The sequence below is a fragment of the Caballeronia sp. LZ001 genome, from assembly GCF_031450875.1.
GTDB lineage: Bacteria > Pseudomonadota > Gammaproteobacteria > Burkholderiales > Burkholderiaceae > Caballeronia.
The window spans coordinates 127225-143781 of record NZ_JARTVX010000001.1 but is presented as its reverse complement, the minus strand read 5'-3'; the positions used below and the strand labels follow the sequence as shown (position 1 = coordinate 143781).

The 16557-nt window shown below is 59.5% G+C and carries 17 protein-coding genes and 4 pseudogenes; 11 read left to right on the top strand and 10 right to left on the bottom strand.

Annotation, left to right across the window (positions count from 1 at the left end; genetic code table 11):
* Nucleotides 1–80 precede the first annotated feature (80 nt).
* Nucleotides 81–1167 (bottom strand): IS3 family transposase gene (locus P9292_RS00730; RefSeq protein ID WP_309852583.1). Its coding sequence is split into 2 segments (ribosomal slippage): nucleotides 81–906 and nucleotides 905–1167, totalling 1089 coding nucleotides; the frame shifts between segments, so codons are not numbered across the junction.
* A 313-nt stretch (nucleotides 1168–1480) separates the two neighbouring features.
* Here P9292_RS00730 and P9292_RS00725 point away from each other — a divergent pair.
* Both P9292_RS00725 and P9292_RS00720 read left to right on the top strand, forming a co-directional pair.
* Entirely contained in the window at nucleotides 1481–1675 is a 195-nt protein-coding gene (locus P9292_RS00725; protein WP_309852586.1) for a CsbD family protein, read from the top strand.
* A gap of 286 nt (nucleotides 1676–1961) precedes the next feature.
* On the top strand, nucleotides 1962–2237 hold the full coding sequence (locus P9292_RS00720) for a hypothetical protein (protein WP_309852588.1): 276 nt from the start codon (nucleotides 1962–1964) through the stop codon (nucleotides 2235–2237).
* A 716-nt stretch (nucleotides 2238–2953) separates the two neighbouring features.
* Here P9292_RS00720 and P9292_RS00715 read toward each other — a convergent pair.
* Nucleotides 2954–3244, bottom strand: coding sequence for a TMEM175 family protein (locus P9292_RS00715; protein ID WP_309852591.1), 291 nt, complete (start codon nucleotides 3242–3244; stop codon nucleotides 2954–2956).
* A 138-nt stretch (nucleotides 3245–3382) separates the two neighbouring features.
* The gene (locus tag P9292_RS00710) at nucleotides 3383–4315 is read right to left on the bottom strand and encodes a site-specific integrase (RefSeq protein WP_309852594.1); all 933 of its coding nucleotides are present in this window, start codon (nucleotides 4313–4315) and stop codon (nucleotides 3383–3385) included.
* A 606-nt stretch (nucleotides 4316–4921) separates the two neighbouring features.
* Between P9292_RS00710 and P9292_RS43040 the strand changes: the two genes are divergently transcribed.
* Nucleotides 4922–5071, top strand: coding sequence for a DUF2934 domain-containing protein (locus P9292_RS43040; protein WP_409014297.1), 150 nt, complete (start codon nucleotides 4922–4924; stop codon nucleotides 5069–5071).
* 440 nt (nucleotides 5072–5511) lie between these two features.
* Here the strand turns inward: P9292_RS43040 and P9292_RS00700 are convergent.
* A pseudogene (locus P9292_RS00700) lies at nucleotides 5512–6619 on the bottom strand (IS5 family transposase).
* A 417-nt stretch (nucleotides 6620–7036) separates the two neighbouring features.
* Between P9292_RS00700 and P9292_RS00695 the strand changes: the two are divergent.
* On the top strand, nucleotides 7037–7507 hold the full coding sequence (locus P9292_RS00695; RefSeq protein ID WP_309852599.1) for an excisionase family DNA-binding protein: 471 nt from the start codon (nucleotides 7037–7039) through the stop codon (nucleotides 7505–7507).
* The gene (locus P9292_RS00690) at nucleotides 7507–8088 is read left to right on the top strand and encodes a PIN domain-containing protein (RefSeq protein WP_309852603.1); all 582 of its coding nucleotides are present in this window, start codon (nucleotides 7507–7509) and stop codon (nucleotides 8086–8088) included. The genes P9292_RS00695 and P9292_RS00690 overlap by 1 nt, the downstream gene beginning before the upstream one ends.
* Before the next feature lie 307 nt (nucleotides 8089–8395).
* Here the strand turns inward: P9292_RS00690 and P9292_RS00685 are convergent, their stop codons facing one another.
* Nucleotides 8396–8683, bottom strand: a complete 288-nt coding sequence (locus P9292_RS00685) for a glutathione binding-like protein (protein ID WP_309852605.1) — start codon at nucleotides 8681–8683, stop codon at nucleotides 8396–8398.
* Nucleotides 8670–8987, bottom strand: a complete 318-nt coding sequence (locus P9292_RS00680) for a glutathione S-transferase N-terminal domain-containing protein (protein ID WP_309852608.1) — start codon at nucleotides 8985–8987, stop codon at nucleotides 8670–8672. The genes P9292_RS00685 and P9292_RS00680 overlap by 14 nt, the downstream gene beginning before the upstream one ends.
* A gap of 240 nt (nucleotides 8988–9227) precedes the next feature.
* On the opposite strand from P9292_RS00680, the pseudogene P9292_RS00675 reads away from it, so the two are divergent.
* The 4 genes and pseudogenes from P9292_RS00675 to P9292_RS00655 form a co-directional block, all read left to right on the top strand.
* Nucleotides 9228–9452, top strand: a pseudogene (locus P9292_RS00675) (hypothetical protein); the annotation flags it as partial.
* Nucleotides 9430–10043: pseudogene (locus tag P9292_RS00670) on the top strand (alkene reductase); the annotation flags it as partial. The pseudogenes P9292_RS00675 and P9292_RS00670, both read left to right, overlap by 23 nt.
* Before the next feature lie 92 nt (nucleotides 10044–10135).
* Nucleotides 10136–10372: a hypothetical protein gene (locus tag P9292_RS00660; protein WP_309852658.1), complete on the top strand. Its 237-nt coding sequence runs from the start codon at nucleotides 10136–10138 to the stop codon at nucleotides 10370–10372.
* A 120-nt stretch (nucleotides 10373–10492) separates the two neighbouring features.
* Nucleotides 10493–11377 (top strand): annotated as a pseudogene (locus P9292_RS00655) (LysR substrate-binding domain-containing protein); the annotation flags it as partial.
* Between the two features lie 26 nt (nucleotides 11378–11403).
* Here the strand turns inward: P9292_RS00655 and P9292_RS00650 are convergent.
* The 3 genes from P9292_RS00650 to P9292_RS00640 are packed head-to-tail and all read right to left on the bottom strand — an operon-like array spanning nucleotide 11404 to nucleotide 13450.
* A complete protein-coding gene (locus P9292_RS00650) occupies nucleotides 11404–12129 on the bottom strand; it encodes an SDR family oxidoreductase (protein ID WP_309852611.1) in 726 nt (241 codons plus the stop codon).
* 21 nt (nucleotides 12130–12150) lie between these two features.
* Nucleotides 12151–12858, bottom strand: coding sequence for a peroxiredoxin-like family protein (locus tag P9292_RS00645; RefSeq protein WP_309852614.1), 708 nt, complete (start codon nucleotides 12856–12858; stop codon nucleotides 12151–12153).
* Between the two features lie 25 nt (nucleotides 12859–12883).
* Nucleotides 12884–13450, bottom strand: coding sequence for a carboxymuconolactone decarboxylase family protein (locus P9292_RS00640; protein WP_250495378.1), 567 nt, complete (start codon nucleotides 13448–13450; stop codon nucleotides 12884–12886).
* A gap of 716 nt (nucleotides 13451–14166) precedes the next feature.
* On the opposite strand from P9292_RS00640, the gene P9292_RS00635 reads away from it, so the two are divergent.
* Nucleotides 14167–14499, top strand: coding sequence for a hypothetical protein (locus P9292_RS00635; RefSeq protein WP_309852661.1), 333 nt, complete (start codon nucleotides 14167–14169; stop codon nucleotides 14497–14499).
* A gap of 16 nt (nucleotides 14500–14515) precedes the next feature.
* Here P9292_RS00635 and P9292_RS00630 read toward each other — a convergent pair whose 3' ends face one another.
* A complete protein-coding gene (locus tag P9292_RS00630; protein WP_309957793.1) occupies nucleotides 14516–15445 on the bottom strand; it encodes a LysR substrate-binding domain-containing protein in 930 nt (309 codons plus the stop codon).
* 161 nt (nucleotides 15446–15606) lie between these two features.
* On the opposite strand from P9292_RS00630, the gene P9292_RS00625 reads away from it, so the two are divergent.
* Nucleotides 15607–16497: a haloalkane dehalogenase gene (locus P9292_RS00625; protein ID WP_309852620.1), complete on the top strand. Its 891-nt coding sequence runs from the start codon at nucleotides 15607–15609 to the stop codon at nucleotides 16495–16497.
* Nucleotides 16498–16557: the final 60 nt, after the last annotated feature.

The following is a 16557-nucleotide window of genomic DNA, read 5'->3' as shown; positions in this document are numbered from 1 at the left end:
TCCAATAATAAAAAGACGCCGTCACAGGATGGCGACGCCTGGGTAATCCCCCCACTTTTAACGCGAGTCAGAAGTAGAGGCTATGCGGCGGCGATAAGCCACTGTTTTGGCGTCATGCCGCCAAGGCCCATGTTCGGGCGCTCGTGATTGTATTGCCACATCCATTCGGTTGCGAAGTGCTGCACGTGCGCGAGGTCGTCCCAGTAGTATTGCGACAGCCATTCATAGCGCACCGTCCGGTTGAATCTCTCCACATAGGCGTTCTGCTGCGGCTTGCCAGGCTGAATGTGGTTCAAGGCGATGCCAAGCCTTGCAGCCCATTGCGTGATCGCATCACTGAGGTACTCCGGACCGTTATCGCACCGTATCGCCAACGGCTTTCCTCTCCAGCCGATGATTTGCTCCAAGGCCCGGATGACACGTTCCGAGGGTAACGAGAAGTCGATCTCGATGCCCAACGCTTCGCGGTTAAAGTCGTCGATCACGTTGAACAGCCGGATACTGCGCCCGTCCTTCAACTGGTCGTGCATGAAGTCCATCGACCACACCGCATTCACCGACGCCGGCACGATCAGCGGCTCCGGCGCCTGCCGTACAAGCCGCTTGCGAGGCTTGATGAGCAGGTTCAGCTCCAGTTCTCGGTAAATCCGGTACACGCGCTTATGGTTCCAACCGAAGCCCTTCACGTTGCGCAGGTACAGAAAACACAGCCCAAAGCCCCAATTGCGTTGATTGTCGGTCAGCCGTAGCAGCCAGTCGGCAATCTGCTCGTTCTCTGCATTGCGCTGCCGCTCGTAGCGGTAGCACGTCTGGCTTATGCCAAATGCCTCGCATGCGAGCCGGATCGACACGCCCCGGCTCGCTACTGCTTCTCTGGCCATCTCGCGGCGAGTAGATGGCCTCAGTCTTTTTTGCCAGCGCCTCTGCGACAACCTCCGCCTTGATCTTCTCTTCGACGTACATCTTGCGCAGTCGCGCATTCTCCGCTTCCAGCTCCTTCATCCGCGCCATCAGCGACACGTCCATCCCGCCGTACTTGCTGCGCCAGCTGTAGAACGTTGCCGTGCTGATGCCCAACTCCCGGCAAACCTCCGGCACCGTCACGCCAGCTTCCGCGCGCTTGAGCGCGTCCATGTTCTGGCTATCCGTGAACTTCGACTTCTTCATTGCGTAGAACTCCTTTTGCTGGAAATTCTACTTCTGATCCCGCTTACTGGACGGGAGGAATACCGATTCAGATATAAATTTAATTAACTTCTAGCCAGAATTTCGCAGCTAGCGCCTTTAAAGTCGACTGCATGATGTTAGCCGGACGCGTCATGGAGAATGGCGGACCGCTTCTGTGAGAAGTATCATGTGCTTACTTTAGACGGTAACGATATCGCGGAAATCCTCGTTGAAGCTCGAAAGTGAAGAGTGGGAGGCACTTTCCTTGCTAAGAGTGGATGCCCGCATGTTGCCGGCGAAAAGGAGCGACGCCATGAATGAAGACCAAGTCAAGGGAGTAGGGGAGAAGGTGAAGGGCAAAATCAATGAGGGCATTGGAAAAATGACGAATGATCCAGCCCAGGAAGCGAAAGGCGACGCACAGCAAGCAGCAGGCGAAGTGCGCAAAGATGTAGGCGACGCCAAAGAAGATCTTGAGGACGCGGCCAACGATAGGTCGAAGCCGTAATGGATGTCTGACGTAGGACGGATGTACGCCCGCCTCCATCTCGCGGGCGTCATTCATCGCGGCGCTCAACAATCACTGAGTGCGTGAGTAGCAATCTCCACATGGATTGTTCGTCCTTGTCTAGAAAAAATCTTTACGATAGCTTAAGTTCCTTCGCGAAACTTTTTCAGTTCATAGCATAGCCGTCGCATCACATGTAGAGCTGCCGGCCGAACAGTTGCGTAGGCATTGCGATTGCGCTCTCGTCTGGAAAGTCAGCCTGTGCTGTTGCATTATTGGAGAAGTAATGACGAGCGAACGCGAAGACAGCGCATTGAAGTTTTACATCGCTGAGTTTCAACGGCTCGCCGCAAAAGGCGAGAATGGCGAAGATGTCTCCGAGTTAATCGCCATTCTTCCTGAAAACGCTATAAAGCACTTAGACCCGTGGAAAAGTGGAGGCCAAACCTACAACCGTCCAAAGCTAATCGCGCAGCTTAAGATGAGGGCTAATTACGTTGCTCACTCGTCGCCTAGAGCCGCAAAGGTACTGGAGGAGGCGGCAAAAATATTAGCAAATTAGCGGGTTCTCTTTTGCTCCGACAGCATGTATTGTCAGTCGGCTAAACTACCCTCGCCTGGATGTTCTACCATAACATTTCGGCTTATTTGCGTGGTCCACCGCCCTATAGTTGGCGCTGTGCATTGTCAAGCGCATGAAGCTCTGCTCGATTTTGACACATTAGTCCGCGAGTATGCGAGTGCATTGACTTCGGCGGTAGCGCAAACCGCTGCCGGTGCCAACGGGACCGAACCAGAGCTGGTCAATGGACATTGTCAGCGACGGGTTGGCCAATCGTCGGCGCTTTCGCTGTCTGAACGTGGCGTCTCGTTCAGTTGAAGCCGATCCGTTGAAACTTGTAAAACGAGCTGCTCAAGTTTGGAATGTTGGTGCCGTTGATAGGAGGATGCAGCGCCTCGGCTGCTGTCTCTCAGTAGTTTCGCCCGCCCTCGGTGGCGGGCTCTTTTTGGCACCGCTTTCGGCGTTTTGACTGCACGAGGGATTGCTACCTCGAACCGTCCATGTTCGACAAAAAAGAATGCCGTCTAAGAACGAATGCCTCTTACGCTTTCAAAATGTATAACTTAAAGAACACCGTCGGCAATGACCCTGCATTGTTTCCACGTAAAGCAAATCATGCAGCGATCAACCTAGCCTCGTATCGACGGCTCCCGCGGTCCTTTTTCGAATTGGTAAAAGAAGAAGAGCATTCGAAGCTAGAAAATAGCTATTCCTTTCTATCTTTGCCGCGCCCTCGCTGCGAGCTGCCCCGGAATTATTCGGTAGCGATAGTTCTTTCGGGCCACGGAATGGAATTCGCGCCACTGCTCCGCCATGGCGCTTGCGAGGTCGCTGTAGCCATGCGTGCCCTCTGGAGATCCGGGCACCTTGATCTCGACAATTAGCAGGGTCAGTGCGATCGCGAAAACCGCGTCGCTGAATCCCCCGAAGCGGTCAAATCCGCGCTGGCCCCATGCGTTTCCGCGTCGGCAGGTCGTTTGCGTAGCATCGTCTGAGTCCCTTCGCATACGCCGGGGCCGCTCTGCTCGGAGCACAGCACGCACAATCTATGTCGTAGTCGCAGGCTTACTTGCTGAACGAGAAAAGTTGCGTAAGTGCGACCGACTAAGAATGAGCGCTTCTGGCCGAAGCCGATCAAAAGGCTTCTAAGCCTGTGCTTCCGGCATCTCATTAGGATCAAGAGTTTGACGAAGGCGAGTGGCGGTGCGGTGGCTGGATAGGCCCATGAGGTTGCTCACCTGTTCGTTGGTCCTGCCTGCTGCGACGTGCCGGCGACCGTAAGTGTTCCGGAGCAAGCGCGGGCTCTCGTCGGCCGCAGTCAAGCCGGCCCGCTTAAGAGCGACACGCACGCATTTGAGCATCGTGTCCGGCTGCATTGGTTTTCCTGCCGCGGTGGCGATGAACAACCATTGCGTCACGCACTGGATGCTTCGACGCGCTTCATAGTAGGCGCGCAGAACGTTTGCGGCAAAAGGGTCGATGGGCACCCGTCGCGCGATGCGAGGTCCGTGTTTGTCGACGAAGACAGTAGGGCGATCGTAGGCGACATCAAGATCATCGGACCTCAGTTGCCTCAACTCGGCCGCCGTCAAACCCGAGGCGAGAAAGAGCGCAACGATTGCCATGTTCCGCAGTTCTCTTAACGCAGCGCCTTGCGTGTCGACGCAGACGGCCTGTAGGCGCAAATCGTCTTCTAGCGAGAGATAGATCGGCGTCGGTTCGTCATCTGGCCAGCTCTCATTGATGAGCATCAGCGCGGCCGGATTGTCCGCACGCAAATCGATGTTGATGAGGTGCCGCGTGAACCGGTCGATCAGCTTGAGATAGCGCAGGCGGGTGGTCGTGCCGGGCGCGCAATCCTGTGCAAGGACGGTGAAGAAGCCGTCGAGGTGGTCCGCCCCGTAGCTGGCCACAGTCGCACGGTGAGCAATCAGAAAATCGTTGAACCGCGAAAACATTGACCGGTGCTGAACGATCGACTGGTCGGCGAACGCGCGGCGATCGGCGCCGGTAGCTTCCTCCCGTTGCCACTGCGCATAAGCGTCTTCCGGTGCGATAAGCCAAAGATCGTCAGACATAGATGTCGATATACTGAAGTTCGCTAAACCCCAACCCTACCGCGAAGCTAACGCTTCGCCAACCCCCAGCTTCCAAGGACCGGGGGCACTCCTGGCGACTTCTCTATCGATTGCATCAGGCAGCCGTCGGTCCACCGACGACGACCCGTGCAGAGCACGCGAGCATTAGATTGACGCTCAGGCCGAAGTCTTCGATGAGGGAGCCGCCCGCGCAGTGAGCGCCATCGCTTTCGGTAGCCGCCGCCTCAACGCGCTGAGCCAGCGTCGATTTGTTGGATCGATATCCATAAAACGGGCTTCCCTAGCGCCACCGCAAGGCCGACTTCGAGGCAGTGCTGCTGTCCGGCTCGCCCGCGCCCCGAAAATGATCGAGGTTCGCCATGACAATATCGGCCGAACGGCTCAACTGGACGTTCGCCTTAAAGAATATGGCGGGCTGCATTCTGCGCCGGGAGCGAGAAGGGAACCTCGCCGTCGAGCGGATAGAGCCCAACGAAGCCGCGATCGCGGCAGAGCTGCTTCAGGTGCTCGCCATGCGCCTTTGTGTCACGTCGAAGGACGGCAAAACAGGCAAGGGAGATAAGCGGCTGAGTCGCGGCACGCTCGATGGGACGATGCCGTTATCCTTGCGGCAACACAAACGGAACTCAGACGATGCAAGACCTGCTAACGGAACAAGCGGTCCGTGCACGCGCTTACCACTTAGGGGAGGCAGATGGACGTCAGCAAGGCCGCGACGAGTATTATTGGTACTAGCCATCGATCTTCTTGACGAAGAGGCTCAGCTATCCAAAAACATTTCCACTTCGGTGTCAGCGTCGGCTGAAGCCAATCAGCAACGCTCACCAACTATTTCCAGACAGTGGCTCTCTCACTGACGTGGCATCAGGAGACACACGAAATGTTCAAACACTCAGCCTGGAGAAAACGATGGGCGACGTTAAACCAGTGAAAACATCTAGAACGAAGTTCACCAAGGTAAGGGCGGCCCGCATTTAAATTCGACGGCCGGATGGTCACTTGAGCTGGGCTGGCCGTTAGGCGTAATAGACCTAGCAGGCCGTTGAAATATCCCTTCGTGAACGCGCACTCGATTATTCGGAAGAGCTAGCGCGATGCAGGGTTCCAAATGAATTGACGCCGACTTTTCTGTGATTCAGATGCTGCCGATGCCGCTTTCCTTCTCGCGTACTCTTTCAAGCTGTCCTGGCAGCAAGCGTTCGCATGCGAGTGAGGTTGTACGCCGCCTGAGTCAGCACGAAGAGCTGGTCGACTCGCTTCAGACCTCGATACATCGCCTGCCGAATCCTGCCGACTGTCTTGCCCCATCCAAACACTTGCTCGATGCGTTTGCGTTTGCACTGACTGATTGCATAGCCGGGCCATCGTGTGGTTCGAGCGTCAATCGCGGAACCGCCCGCGCGTGCATCGTTTTGCGCCACGTGCGGTGTCACGTTGTTCTCGCGGCACGTCGCCACGAATCCGGCCGTATCGTAGTTCTTGTCGGCACCGACCGTTATGGTCGTACCGGCAAATCGCGCAGCATCCGCAAGCATCTGCTCGGCCGCGTCCCGTTCGGCCGTGCCGTTGGCCTGCGTGACTTGTGCGTTCACCACCAGACCATGCCGATTATCAGTCAGCACGTGACCCATGTAGCAAAGCACCGCGCCCGTGCCACGACTCTTGCGAAACAGGCGCGCCTGAGTGTCCGTGCTGGATTCATGGGTGTCGTTGCTGCGTTTCTCGCCGCGCCAGTTCTTCCTGCGAGCCGCCTCCGCCCTCAGGCGGCGAATCGTCATCCGGTTTCGTCTTGGGCACGAAGCTCTTGTGCCCCGCCCACGCCTGAATGAGCGTGCCGTCCACGCTGAAGTGTTCGCCCGACAGGTGACCTCGCACGCGCGCCGTCTCGACAGTTTCGTTGAACAGGCTGACCATGACATCGTGGACCATCAGCCGGTCGCGGTTCTTGCTGAAGGTGGAGTGGTCCCAGACCGCATCGTCCATCGCCAGTCCGACGAACCAGCGAAACAGCATGTTGTAGGAGATTTGCTCCATCAGCATGCGTTCGCTGCGAATCGAATACAGCACCTGCAACAACAGAGCGCGTATCAGCTTCTCCGGCGCGATGCTCGGGCGACCGCCTTTGGCCTCGCTCTCGTACATGCGCGAAAACACCTCGTCCATGCGCGTGAGCGCCTCGTTCAGCCACAGGCGAATCGGTCGCAGCGGATGATTGGCCGGAACGAAATCGTCCAGTCTGGACATCGTGAACATCGATTCGGTACAGCCGTCGGGGCCGCGCATCGCTTTGGGCTCAGTGTCGTTTGATTCTTTAAATCAACGTTTCTCCCTTGCGCACGGATGACCCGCGCAGAGGGTATTTCAACAGCCTGTTAGATCAGTCTACTGATTTTACCAGTCGCCTTCAAAGATCGCCGCCATCCGTCCGTGTCTTCACTGTCACCGCTATGGTGGAGACGCCTCGCTCAAATCCTTCTCACTCACCTCGCAGCTGGCTCGGAAAACGGGGGCAAGTTCTCATGGGCCCTCGTTCCACCAACGGCGACGTTCCTTGGCAAACTCCATGGCGCTGCGTGTCCGACATCCACATCTGTACCGGGCGCGGCCCGTCTAGACCAAAAAGCGGACAGATGTTGCACATATTGCATTTATTTCATCTATCGCGTACTCTAACCCAGAAAACTTAACGAGGGTATCCCCATGACAACGACGAATCGAATCCGGGAGGTGTCTCCGCCGCCGATGAGTCAGAGTGATCTCGAAATGGCGCGGGTTGCCCAGCGTTGCATTATGGAAGCGCTCAATCACTCGCGTGCAGCCGCGATTACGTTGACGACCGACACGGGCGAGCATCCTTCTATCGACGTGCCTCCAGCGGCACTCAAGCTAATTAGCCAGCTGCTGGGCGCAATGAGCGAAGGGCGGGCGATTTCGGTCGTGCCAAGCCAGAAAGAGTTCACGACCGTCGAAGCGGCGCACTTCCTCAACGTATCTCGGCCTTTCGTGATCAAGGAAATTGAAGCGGGAAGACTCCCGCATCGGATGGTCGGGACGCATCGGCGAGTTGCTTTCGGAGATCTGATGGCCTACGCCAATCAAATGCGCGAGCGACAAGAATCTGCATTGGACCGCATGGCAGACAACGCACGCAATCTGGGCCTGGACTACTGATGGCTGGGAATGCGCGTTACACAGCCGTACTTGATGCTTGTGTGCTCTTCTCCATCGCCCAGACGGATGCGCTGCTCAGTTTGGCCACTGCCGGGCTTTTCAGCGCCAAATGGTCGAGCAAAATCGAAGAAGAATGGATGCTGGCGCTTGTACAGCGTCGCCCGGAGCTGAAGGGCAGGCTTTGGGTACGACGAGACGCCATGCGCGACGCCGTACCCGACTGGCAAGTGCTTGATGAAGCGTGGTCTCCGCTGGTCGAGAGTCTCAATCTCCCCGACGCTAACGACAGGCATGTTCTAGCGGCCGCCCTAGCGGGTCACGCGGATTGCATCGTCACCGCTAATGTCCGCGATTTCCCTGAAAGCGCTGTTGCGCCGTACGGAATTGAAATCGTACATCCCGATCGATTCATCGTGAACCAATGGGATCTTGAGCCGCTAGTCGCGATCTCATCATTCAAACGAATGCGTGCTCGACGCAAACGACCACAAAGTTCAGTGGAAGAATTCGCGACAGTGCTCGAACAAAATGAGCTGCCAATGACCGCTCATCGAATTCGTGAAGCTGCCGAGCTGATCTAAACACTGCAGCGCTCGTGCAAGGCCCGCTGCTCCTCAGTGAACTTCCGAAGCGTTCCTCCGATTGAGCATTTCGCACTACATATGAATGTGTGGCAATGTTACTTATGTCTAGTGCCGGTGATGACGTTTCTTGACACGACTAGCTACGACGCGAGCAGCGCTTGTGAATTCGCCGGTACGGCCTTGGAAGCTGCAACCACCCTGCGAAGCTGGTAACTGGCCGTGATCGCCTGTGCGTAGCCGCCTGCGAAGCGCAACCGATTTCTGCGAAGTGACGCGAGTAACGCGCCCCTGAGTCGGATGGGCATCAGCTTGCCGTCGCGGCCAGCGCCTCAATCCGTGAAATAGCGGCTTGCACGGCAGGACGCTGGCTAATGCGTTCGTACCAGCGGGCCACATGTGGCGTGTCCGTAAGTTCGAGTGCGAGAAATGCCCGCCTCCAGATCCAATCGAAGTGGCCGATGTCCGCGATCGAATAATCGTTTCCCGCGGCGAATTCCCGCTGCGCGAGCTTGCCGTCGAGCAGTCGTAGGTGCCGCTGCGCCTCGTTGCCGAAGCGCTCGATTGCGTGTGCGGAACATTCAACAGGGGCCATCTTCCGAAAAATAGCCGGCCTGCCCGAACGCGGGACTCAGTCCCGAAGCATGAACGAACAACTGCTCGAACGTACGGGCCCGCGAGAACGGTTCGGTCGAGAGTAACTTGCCGTGCAGCTCCGCCAGGTGAACGAGAATGGCCGCCAATTCGGTCAGCACGAAAGTCCGATGTGTATCGGTGAGAACCGGCACCTTGCCGTTCCGGTTGAGCGCCAGAAAGTCGTCGCGCTTCTGCTCTCCCTTCTTTACGTTGACGGCGTGCAGTTCGTAATGGAGGCCGAGTTCTTCCAGCTCAATCGGCACTTGACGCTATTTGGCGTTGCAAAGGCAAAGACGTGATGCATGATTAGAGTTCTTGTCCGACGGGGGCCAAGGGGCCAACGGGTCGATAACGACGGACGGAACTTTGCCTTCCCGATGCCGGCGGCTGAAGTATGGTGCACGGCATGAATGTGATTCCGTTGGCGAATGGTGTCGGTGTATTCCGCGACGGAATAGGTGTTATCACTGGGGGATGACTTCTATCGCCAGAGTACGGCGTCGATGATGACGCCTCTAGCCTCCATACAGCACTCGCCGCTTGCCACGAATCCTCTCTTGAGTCCAGTTCGAGTTGGTCCGTATTCTCACCGTATCGTGCTGGCGCCGCTCACGCGGATGCGCACCGACACGGACAACGTGCCGGGCGATCTGATGGTTGAATACTACGCACAGCGGGCGAGTGCTGGCGCGCTGCTGGTCACGGATGCGACGACGGTGTCGCCGCTCGGCGTTGCGTACGCCGGTGCGCCGGCCCTATACAGCAATGCTCACGCGCGTGGTTGGCGGCGTGACCGACGCGGTGCATGCGAAAGGCGCTCGCATATTCGTGCAGCTCTGGCACGCGAGGCGGCAGGCGCATCCCGCCAATATCGACGGTGCGGTGCCTGTCGCGCCGTCTGCGATCCAGGCGCGCGAGCACGCCGCGATCCGAGATGCGGCCGGCAATATCGTGGAAGTCGAGCAGGTGATGCCCCGGGCGCTGGACACCTACGGAATCGCGGGCGTAGTCGACGAGTTCCGGCGTGCGGCGACCCTTGCGATCGACACCGGTTTCGACGGTGTCGAACTTCATGCGGCCAACGGCTATCTGCTGGAGCAGTTCCTGCCCGATGGCTCGAACCATCGTACGGACAAATACGGCGGTTCCTCGAAAACCGTGGGCGCTTTCTGTTGGAGGTGCTCGATGCGGCCGTGTCGGTCTGGGGCGCCGACCGCGTTGCGATGCGTGTGTCGCCCAGCGGCACCTACGGCACGATGTCGGACAGCGATCCGCACGCCACCTTCGCATACGTGAGCCGCCACCTCGACGGCTACGGCCTGGCTTATCTTCAGGTGATCGAACCGCGGATTCGCGGCAACGAGGATACCGAGACCGCGGCATCCGCCGTGCGACCGCCGATATCCGCTGTGTGTACACTGGCACGATCGTCGCGGCCGGCGGGTTCACCGCGGAAAGTGCGCTGCATGCCGTCGACGCAGGCGTCGCCGATCTCGTCGCTTTCGGGCGGCTGTTCGTCTCGAACCCCGACTTTCCGGAACGGCTGCGCGTGGACGCACCGCTAAATCGCTACGACCGCACGACGTTCTACGGCGACTACGCGCATGGCTACACCGACTACGCTTTCTATCAAGCGGAAACGGCCTGACTGCGGCTGATTGGCCGCGACGCCTACGCCGGCCGTACCGTGCCCGATTGCCGGTACGGCCGCTTTGCGTTTCGTGTCGTCGAGCGCACGGCGAAATAACCTAACGGAGCAGGGGTTTGCATGGATCGGATGGCAGCAATGGAAACGTTCGTCGCGGTAGTCGAGGCGGGGTCGTTCTCGGCCGCTGCACGGCGCCTTGCACTGGGGCAGCCTGCAGTGTCGAAATCTGTCGCGCAGCTTGAAGGCCATCTGGGCGCCCGTTTGCTGCTGCGTTCGACGCGTGGTCTGACGCCGACAGATGCCGGACAGCGCTTCTACGAACATGCGCGCCGCGCGATCGAGGCGGCCGACCATGCGGAACAGGCCGTGCATGAATCGTCCGCGGGTTTGTCAGGCCGTCTACGCATCAGCGCTGCGGTGACATTTTCGCGTTTGCACGTGCTGCCCGCGCTGAAGGTTTTTCTCGACCGCCACCCGAACCTCGAACTCGACGTCATCCTCGACGACCGCTCGATCGACCTGCTGGAGGAGGGCGTGGATGTCGCGTTGAGAATGGGCTCGCTCGACGATTCGTCGATGACTGCACGCCATGTCTCGCGAAGCCGCCGTCTCGTGGTCGCCACGCCGGACTATTTCGCGCAGATGGGCGTGCCCGGCACGCCGGCCGAGCTGAGCCGTCATCAGGCCATCGTTTACTCGTTACGCGGCGGCGGAGAATCGTGGGCATTTAGTCAGAACGGCACCGAAGTCGCTGTCGTGGTGTCCGGACGTGTGCGCGTGAGCGCCGCTGAAGGCATGCGCACGGCCGTGCTCGGCCACTTGGGGCTGGCAATTGCGTCGGAGTGGATGTTTTCGCCGGAACTGGCCGACGGCACCGTGCGAGCGGCGCTCACGGACTGGAGTTTGCCACCCGTCGATCTGTGGGCGGTTTTTCCGGCTGGCCGCATGCCGACGTCGAAGGCGCGTGCGTTCGTTGCATTTGTCGAGGAGGTACTGGGCGCAGCGGCGGGCGCCGCCGCACCGGGCCAGCTTCAGAAAGCCAGCTTGCCGATTGATGCGCCGCCGTCAACGTACAGCGTCTGCCCGGTCATGAAGCCGGCTTCGTCCGAAAGCAGGAACGCGATGGTCGCCGCGATCTCGTCGGGCTGGCCAAAGCGGCCCATCGGCACGGCGGACAGGTAACGCCGCTCGCCTTCGCTGCCGGGCTGGTTGTTCGCGCGGAACAGTTCGGTTTCGGTCGGTCCTGGCGCGACCGCGTTGACCGTGATGCCGGTATCCGCGAGTTCCAGCGCCCACGAACGCGCGAAGCTGATGAGCGCGGCCTTCGCAGCCGCATAGGCGGTGCGCTCTGTCTTGCCGAGAATCGTCAGGCTCGATATGTTGACGACGCGCCCCCAGCGCCGCGAACACATGCCGGGCAGCAACGCCTGCACGGCCTGCACAGCCGGATGCAGATTGACCGCGAACACGTCGTCGAGAGAGGCGAGGTCGACGTGGCCGATGCGCTGCGGCTTCACGAGACCGACGTTGTTGACGACGCCGTCGAAGGCGAAGCGGCGCGTCAGGTCAAGCAAGACGGCGTCTGTTGCCGCGCGGTCGCCGAGATCGACGGTCACGAGCTCGCCGGGGAAGTCGGCATCGGCGCGTGCAAGGCCGACGACCCGGTGACCGGCGTTCACGAGCCGCTTGCTGAGTGCGAGGCCGATGCCTTTGGTCGCGCCGGTGACCAGGAAGGTACGCGGGGTAGGTTGAGTCATCCGTGAAGTCTCACAAGGAAATCACCGCCCGGTGTGCTGCTTCGGGCGGTGCAAGGAAGGGTGTCGGCCTGCGGCCTTTTCGAGCACCGGAATCATGTCGGTCGGCTCCGGTCGGTGCGTGTAGTCGGGGTTGACCTCCGAGTACAGCACGACGCCGTCTTGTCCGATCACGTAGCGCGCCGGCATCGGCAGCGTCCAGGATGGGTCGTCGTTGAACGCGGGCAGGTCGTTCTTCAGCTTCTGGTAGAGCGCGACCAGATAATCGGGCAGCGAGAAGCGCAAGCCGAACGCCGCGCCGGTTTCGCCTTTTTCGTCGCTCAGTACGGGGAAGTCGAGGCTGTTGTCGCGTACCGACTTGCGGCTGTTCACGGATGTCTGCGGCGAGATCGCGACGACGTTGGCACCCTGCGCGCGGATCTGCGGCAACACCTCGTTCAGCGCCTGCAACTCGATGTTGCAGTACGGACACCACACACCGCGATAGAACGTAATGACGAGCGGCCCTTGCGCGAGCAGGTCGGCGGACGACACCGGATGGCCGTTCTGATCGTTCAGGGTGAATTGCGGCGCGCGGTCACCGGCCTTGATCGAGCGGCCTGCGTGGCCGCTCGCGATCAGCTCGGCCGTGGCGCGCTCCATGATCGGGTGGATTTCCGGCGGCACGTTGTATGGCGGCTTGCCGCCCTTGAAGTCGGCCTTAAATGCATCGAGTTTCTGCTGCAGGGACATGTTGGTTCTCCGTCGTTCGATTCCGTTATGCCGAAACAGCCTGCGGCTTCGTCCACTCGTTGCCCTGCATGAACGCGTCATACGGCGTGTGCACGATGTGGTTCGTGTAGTTGCTCATGACTTTCGTCGCGACGCCGAGGATCACTTCCAGCACGTTGCGGCGGGTGTAGCCGGCGGCGAGGAACGCGTCGACATCAGTGTCCGGCACGAATCCGCGCGCGCGGACAACGAGCGTGGTGAAGCGATGCAGCGCTTCGAGCTTCGCATCGGGCAGCGGCGTGCCGGCGCGTAGCGCGGCGATCACGCCTTCGTCCATATGGATCATCTTCGCGAGCGTGCTGTGCCCCGCCATGCAGTAATGGCAGTCGTTCTCGAAGTTCGAGGTGAGATAGACGACCTGCTGTTCGTGCGGCGTCAGCGTGCTTTTCGAAAACAGGTCCCAAAGCGCCGAGTAGCCGGCCAGTAGCTCGGGCGCTTCAGCCATGTACGACTGCAGGTTTGGCACGAAGCCAAACGCTTTTTTCGTGCCTTCAAGATGGGCTTTGGACGCTTCGGGCGCGTCGTCGATCGTGTGTTTCGGGAAGGTGCTCATCGCGGTCGAGAAGTTGAGTTGCGGTGAGCAGATGATCGGACGCCGTGGGCCTTTGGAGAAGATCGCCGGCGGCAATAACAGCCATTACCGTATGGAATGGCCGCCGGACCAGAGGCGACCAATCGCAAGATGCATTTGCTATATTGTCGAATCCACAGACTTCAGAGAGCCTGCAATGCCACGCATCCAGCGTCCCGGCGTCCCGTTGGCTCCGTCGTCGACGCGCAGGACCGCACGCCCGGCGGCCGCGAAGACCGCGACCTCGCGCCGCATGGCGCCGGAAGAACGCGAAAAGCAGATCGTCGATAAAGCAATCGAGCATTTCGCGACCCACGCTTTTCCGGCAGCCCGCGCGAGTTGGCGCGACAGATCGGCGTTACTCAGCCGCTGCTGTACCGATATTTTCCAAGCAAGGAAGCACTCATCGACCGCGTGTACAGCGAGATCTATCGCTGGGATCCGCTATGGGACGCGTTGATCGCCGATCGCACCGTCGACCTGCAGGCGCGGCTCACCGCGTTCTATCAGGCGTATTCGAGCGTCATGCTGACGCGTCCGCTGATCCGCACGTTCATCTTCGCGGGATTGGCGCGCGAGGGCATCAACACACGTTATCTCGAACAAATGTGCGAGCGAGTGCTCAAGCCGGTGATCGACGAAATCCGCGAGTCTACGGCCCACCGCCCGCCACCGACAAAGCGACGCGTGAAGTCGACATGGAACTGGTGTGGAGTCTGCATGCAAGCATCTTCTACGTCGGCGTGCGTCAGTGGGTTAAAGGCATGCCGTTCCCAAACTGTCTTGAAGCGCACGTCGACCGTCAGGCCGATGCAATCCTTAACGGCACACCCGCAGTGCTCATCAATCTAACGAAAGCTACGAAAGCCGTCGATACGGCGAAAAGCGAAAAAAGGCGAAGCCCGGTCTCCCGGCAAGCGCCGGTTTTCCACCGTATCTCCGTCAGCGGACTGTTCCACGAGGGTATGCGCTGGCGCGGCAACACTGGTCAGGTCGTTCCGTCGAACTACCATTTAACGATCGATCGATAAATGATCGCGAACTAAATTATTGCAGAGGCGAAACGGTGTGTGGATCCGTGAAATCTTGCTGCGCGCGTGACAGGATCCACTCGCGGAACGCGACGCTCTGCGGCAGCGGCTGATCTCCGGCGGGAAGGAAGAGGTAATAGCTCAGTCCCGTGCGCAACGGCCGGTCGATCGCGAGCATCACCGCGCCGGACGCCAGCTCTTCCTGGATCAAAAAACTGGGCACGAGCCCGATCCCGATGCCGGAGGAGACCGCTTCGATCAAGTGCGACGTCAGCTCGAATTGCGGGCCGACGTTCATCGAGCGCTCGTCGATATGCTGATCCTCGAACCAGCGGATCCAGGAATCGGATCGTGCCGTCACGCGCAACAGCAAATGGCGCGTCAGATCCTGCGGAGACTGGATGGGTTGTACCTGCGCGACTGACGGGCTGATGATCGGCAGCAAGGTTTCGTCGCAGAGCTTGTACGACACAAGCCCTGGCCACGCGCCGTCCCCTACGCCGATTGCCGCGTCGATGCCGTTGCGTTCGAAGTCGAACTGGCCAATGCGCGAGTGCAGGTTGATCAGCACGCCTGGATGCCGCTCATAGAAGTCGGATAGGCGGGGCATTAGCCACTTGCTCGCAAAAGTTGGTAGTGCAGCGAGGTCAAGGCTGCCGCGTCCCGTCTGCGACGCGATCGCCTGCAACGAGGCGCTGCGCACGCGCTGCAACGCCTGGCCTATGTCCCGGTGGTAGACCGCGCCGATCGCCGTGAGCGTCAGCTTGCGATTCATGCGGCGAAATAGCGGCACGCCCAGCAGTTCCTCAAGCGCTTGCACCTGGCGGCTCACGGCGCTTTGGGTCAGGGCGAGATCGGATGCGGCATCGGTGAAGCTCAGCCGGCGCGCGGCGGCGTCGAAGGCGATCAGAAGCGACATCGACGGAGTCAGACGACGTGGGTTCATTCATAAACCTCATGGAAAAGCCGACCAAAATTCGTTTGAGCGTCGAGTATGAGACGTCCAAACTATGAGAACTACAGGGGGAATCGCTAGGTATCCAAGCGCGGCGTGCCGTACGAACGCGATAACTCCCAGGCGCACATTTCAATCGAACGGAGACAACAATGAGTCAGGACATTTCGGCTGCATTCCCCTATGACATGCAACGCGTGAAAGTGCGCGACGCGGAAATGGCATATGTCGATGTCGGCGAGGGCGATCCGATCGTGTTCCTGCATGGCAACCCGACCTCGTCCTACACGTGGCGCAACGTGATTCCCCATCTCGAATCGCTCGGCCGGTGTCTTGCGCCGGATCTAATCGGCATGGGCCAATCAAGCGATTCGCCGACGTATTCCTATCGCTTCGACGACCACGCTGACTATCTCGACGCGTGGTTCGAGCAGTTGGGGTTGAGCAAGAACATCGTGCTCGTCGTGCAGGATTGGGGAGCGGCGCTGGGCTTCGATCGCGCTGTGCGTTATCCGGGATCGGTATCAGGCATTGCGTACATGGAGGCAATGGTGCGCCCGCGCCTTTGGACCGACATGCCGCCGGAACGTCAGGCGGTGTTTCGCCGCCTGCGTGGCGAGGAAGGCGAACAGATGGTGCTTGAAGATAACTTCTTCGTCGACAAGATGCTGTTCGAGCTCGGCGTGAAACGCGCGCTGACCGACGCAGAAAAACAGGTATATGCGCAGCGTTTCCTAAGGCCCGGCGTGTCGCGGTTGCCGACGCTGGTGTTCCCGCGCCAGATTCCCTTCGATGGCGATCCGCCCGAGACCTACGCTCGAGTCAAGCGCTATAGCGACTGGCTCTCGCAAAGTACGAATCTGCCCAAGCTTTTCATCAACGCGGACGAAGGCCACGGCACAGCGGGCGCTGCGCGCGAATTTTGCCGCGCTTGGCCGAATCAAGAGGAGCTCACCGTCAGCGCGAAGCACTATGTCCCAGAGGATTGCCCGCATGCGATCGGCGAAGCGGTGGCCAAGTTCGTCAGGCGGCTGCGCGGCTGACCGCAACTCCAATTCAGCGCCGATCACAGCGCCAATCGCAATCGACAACAAACGAGCCCA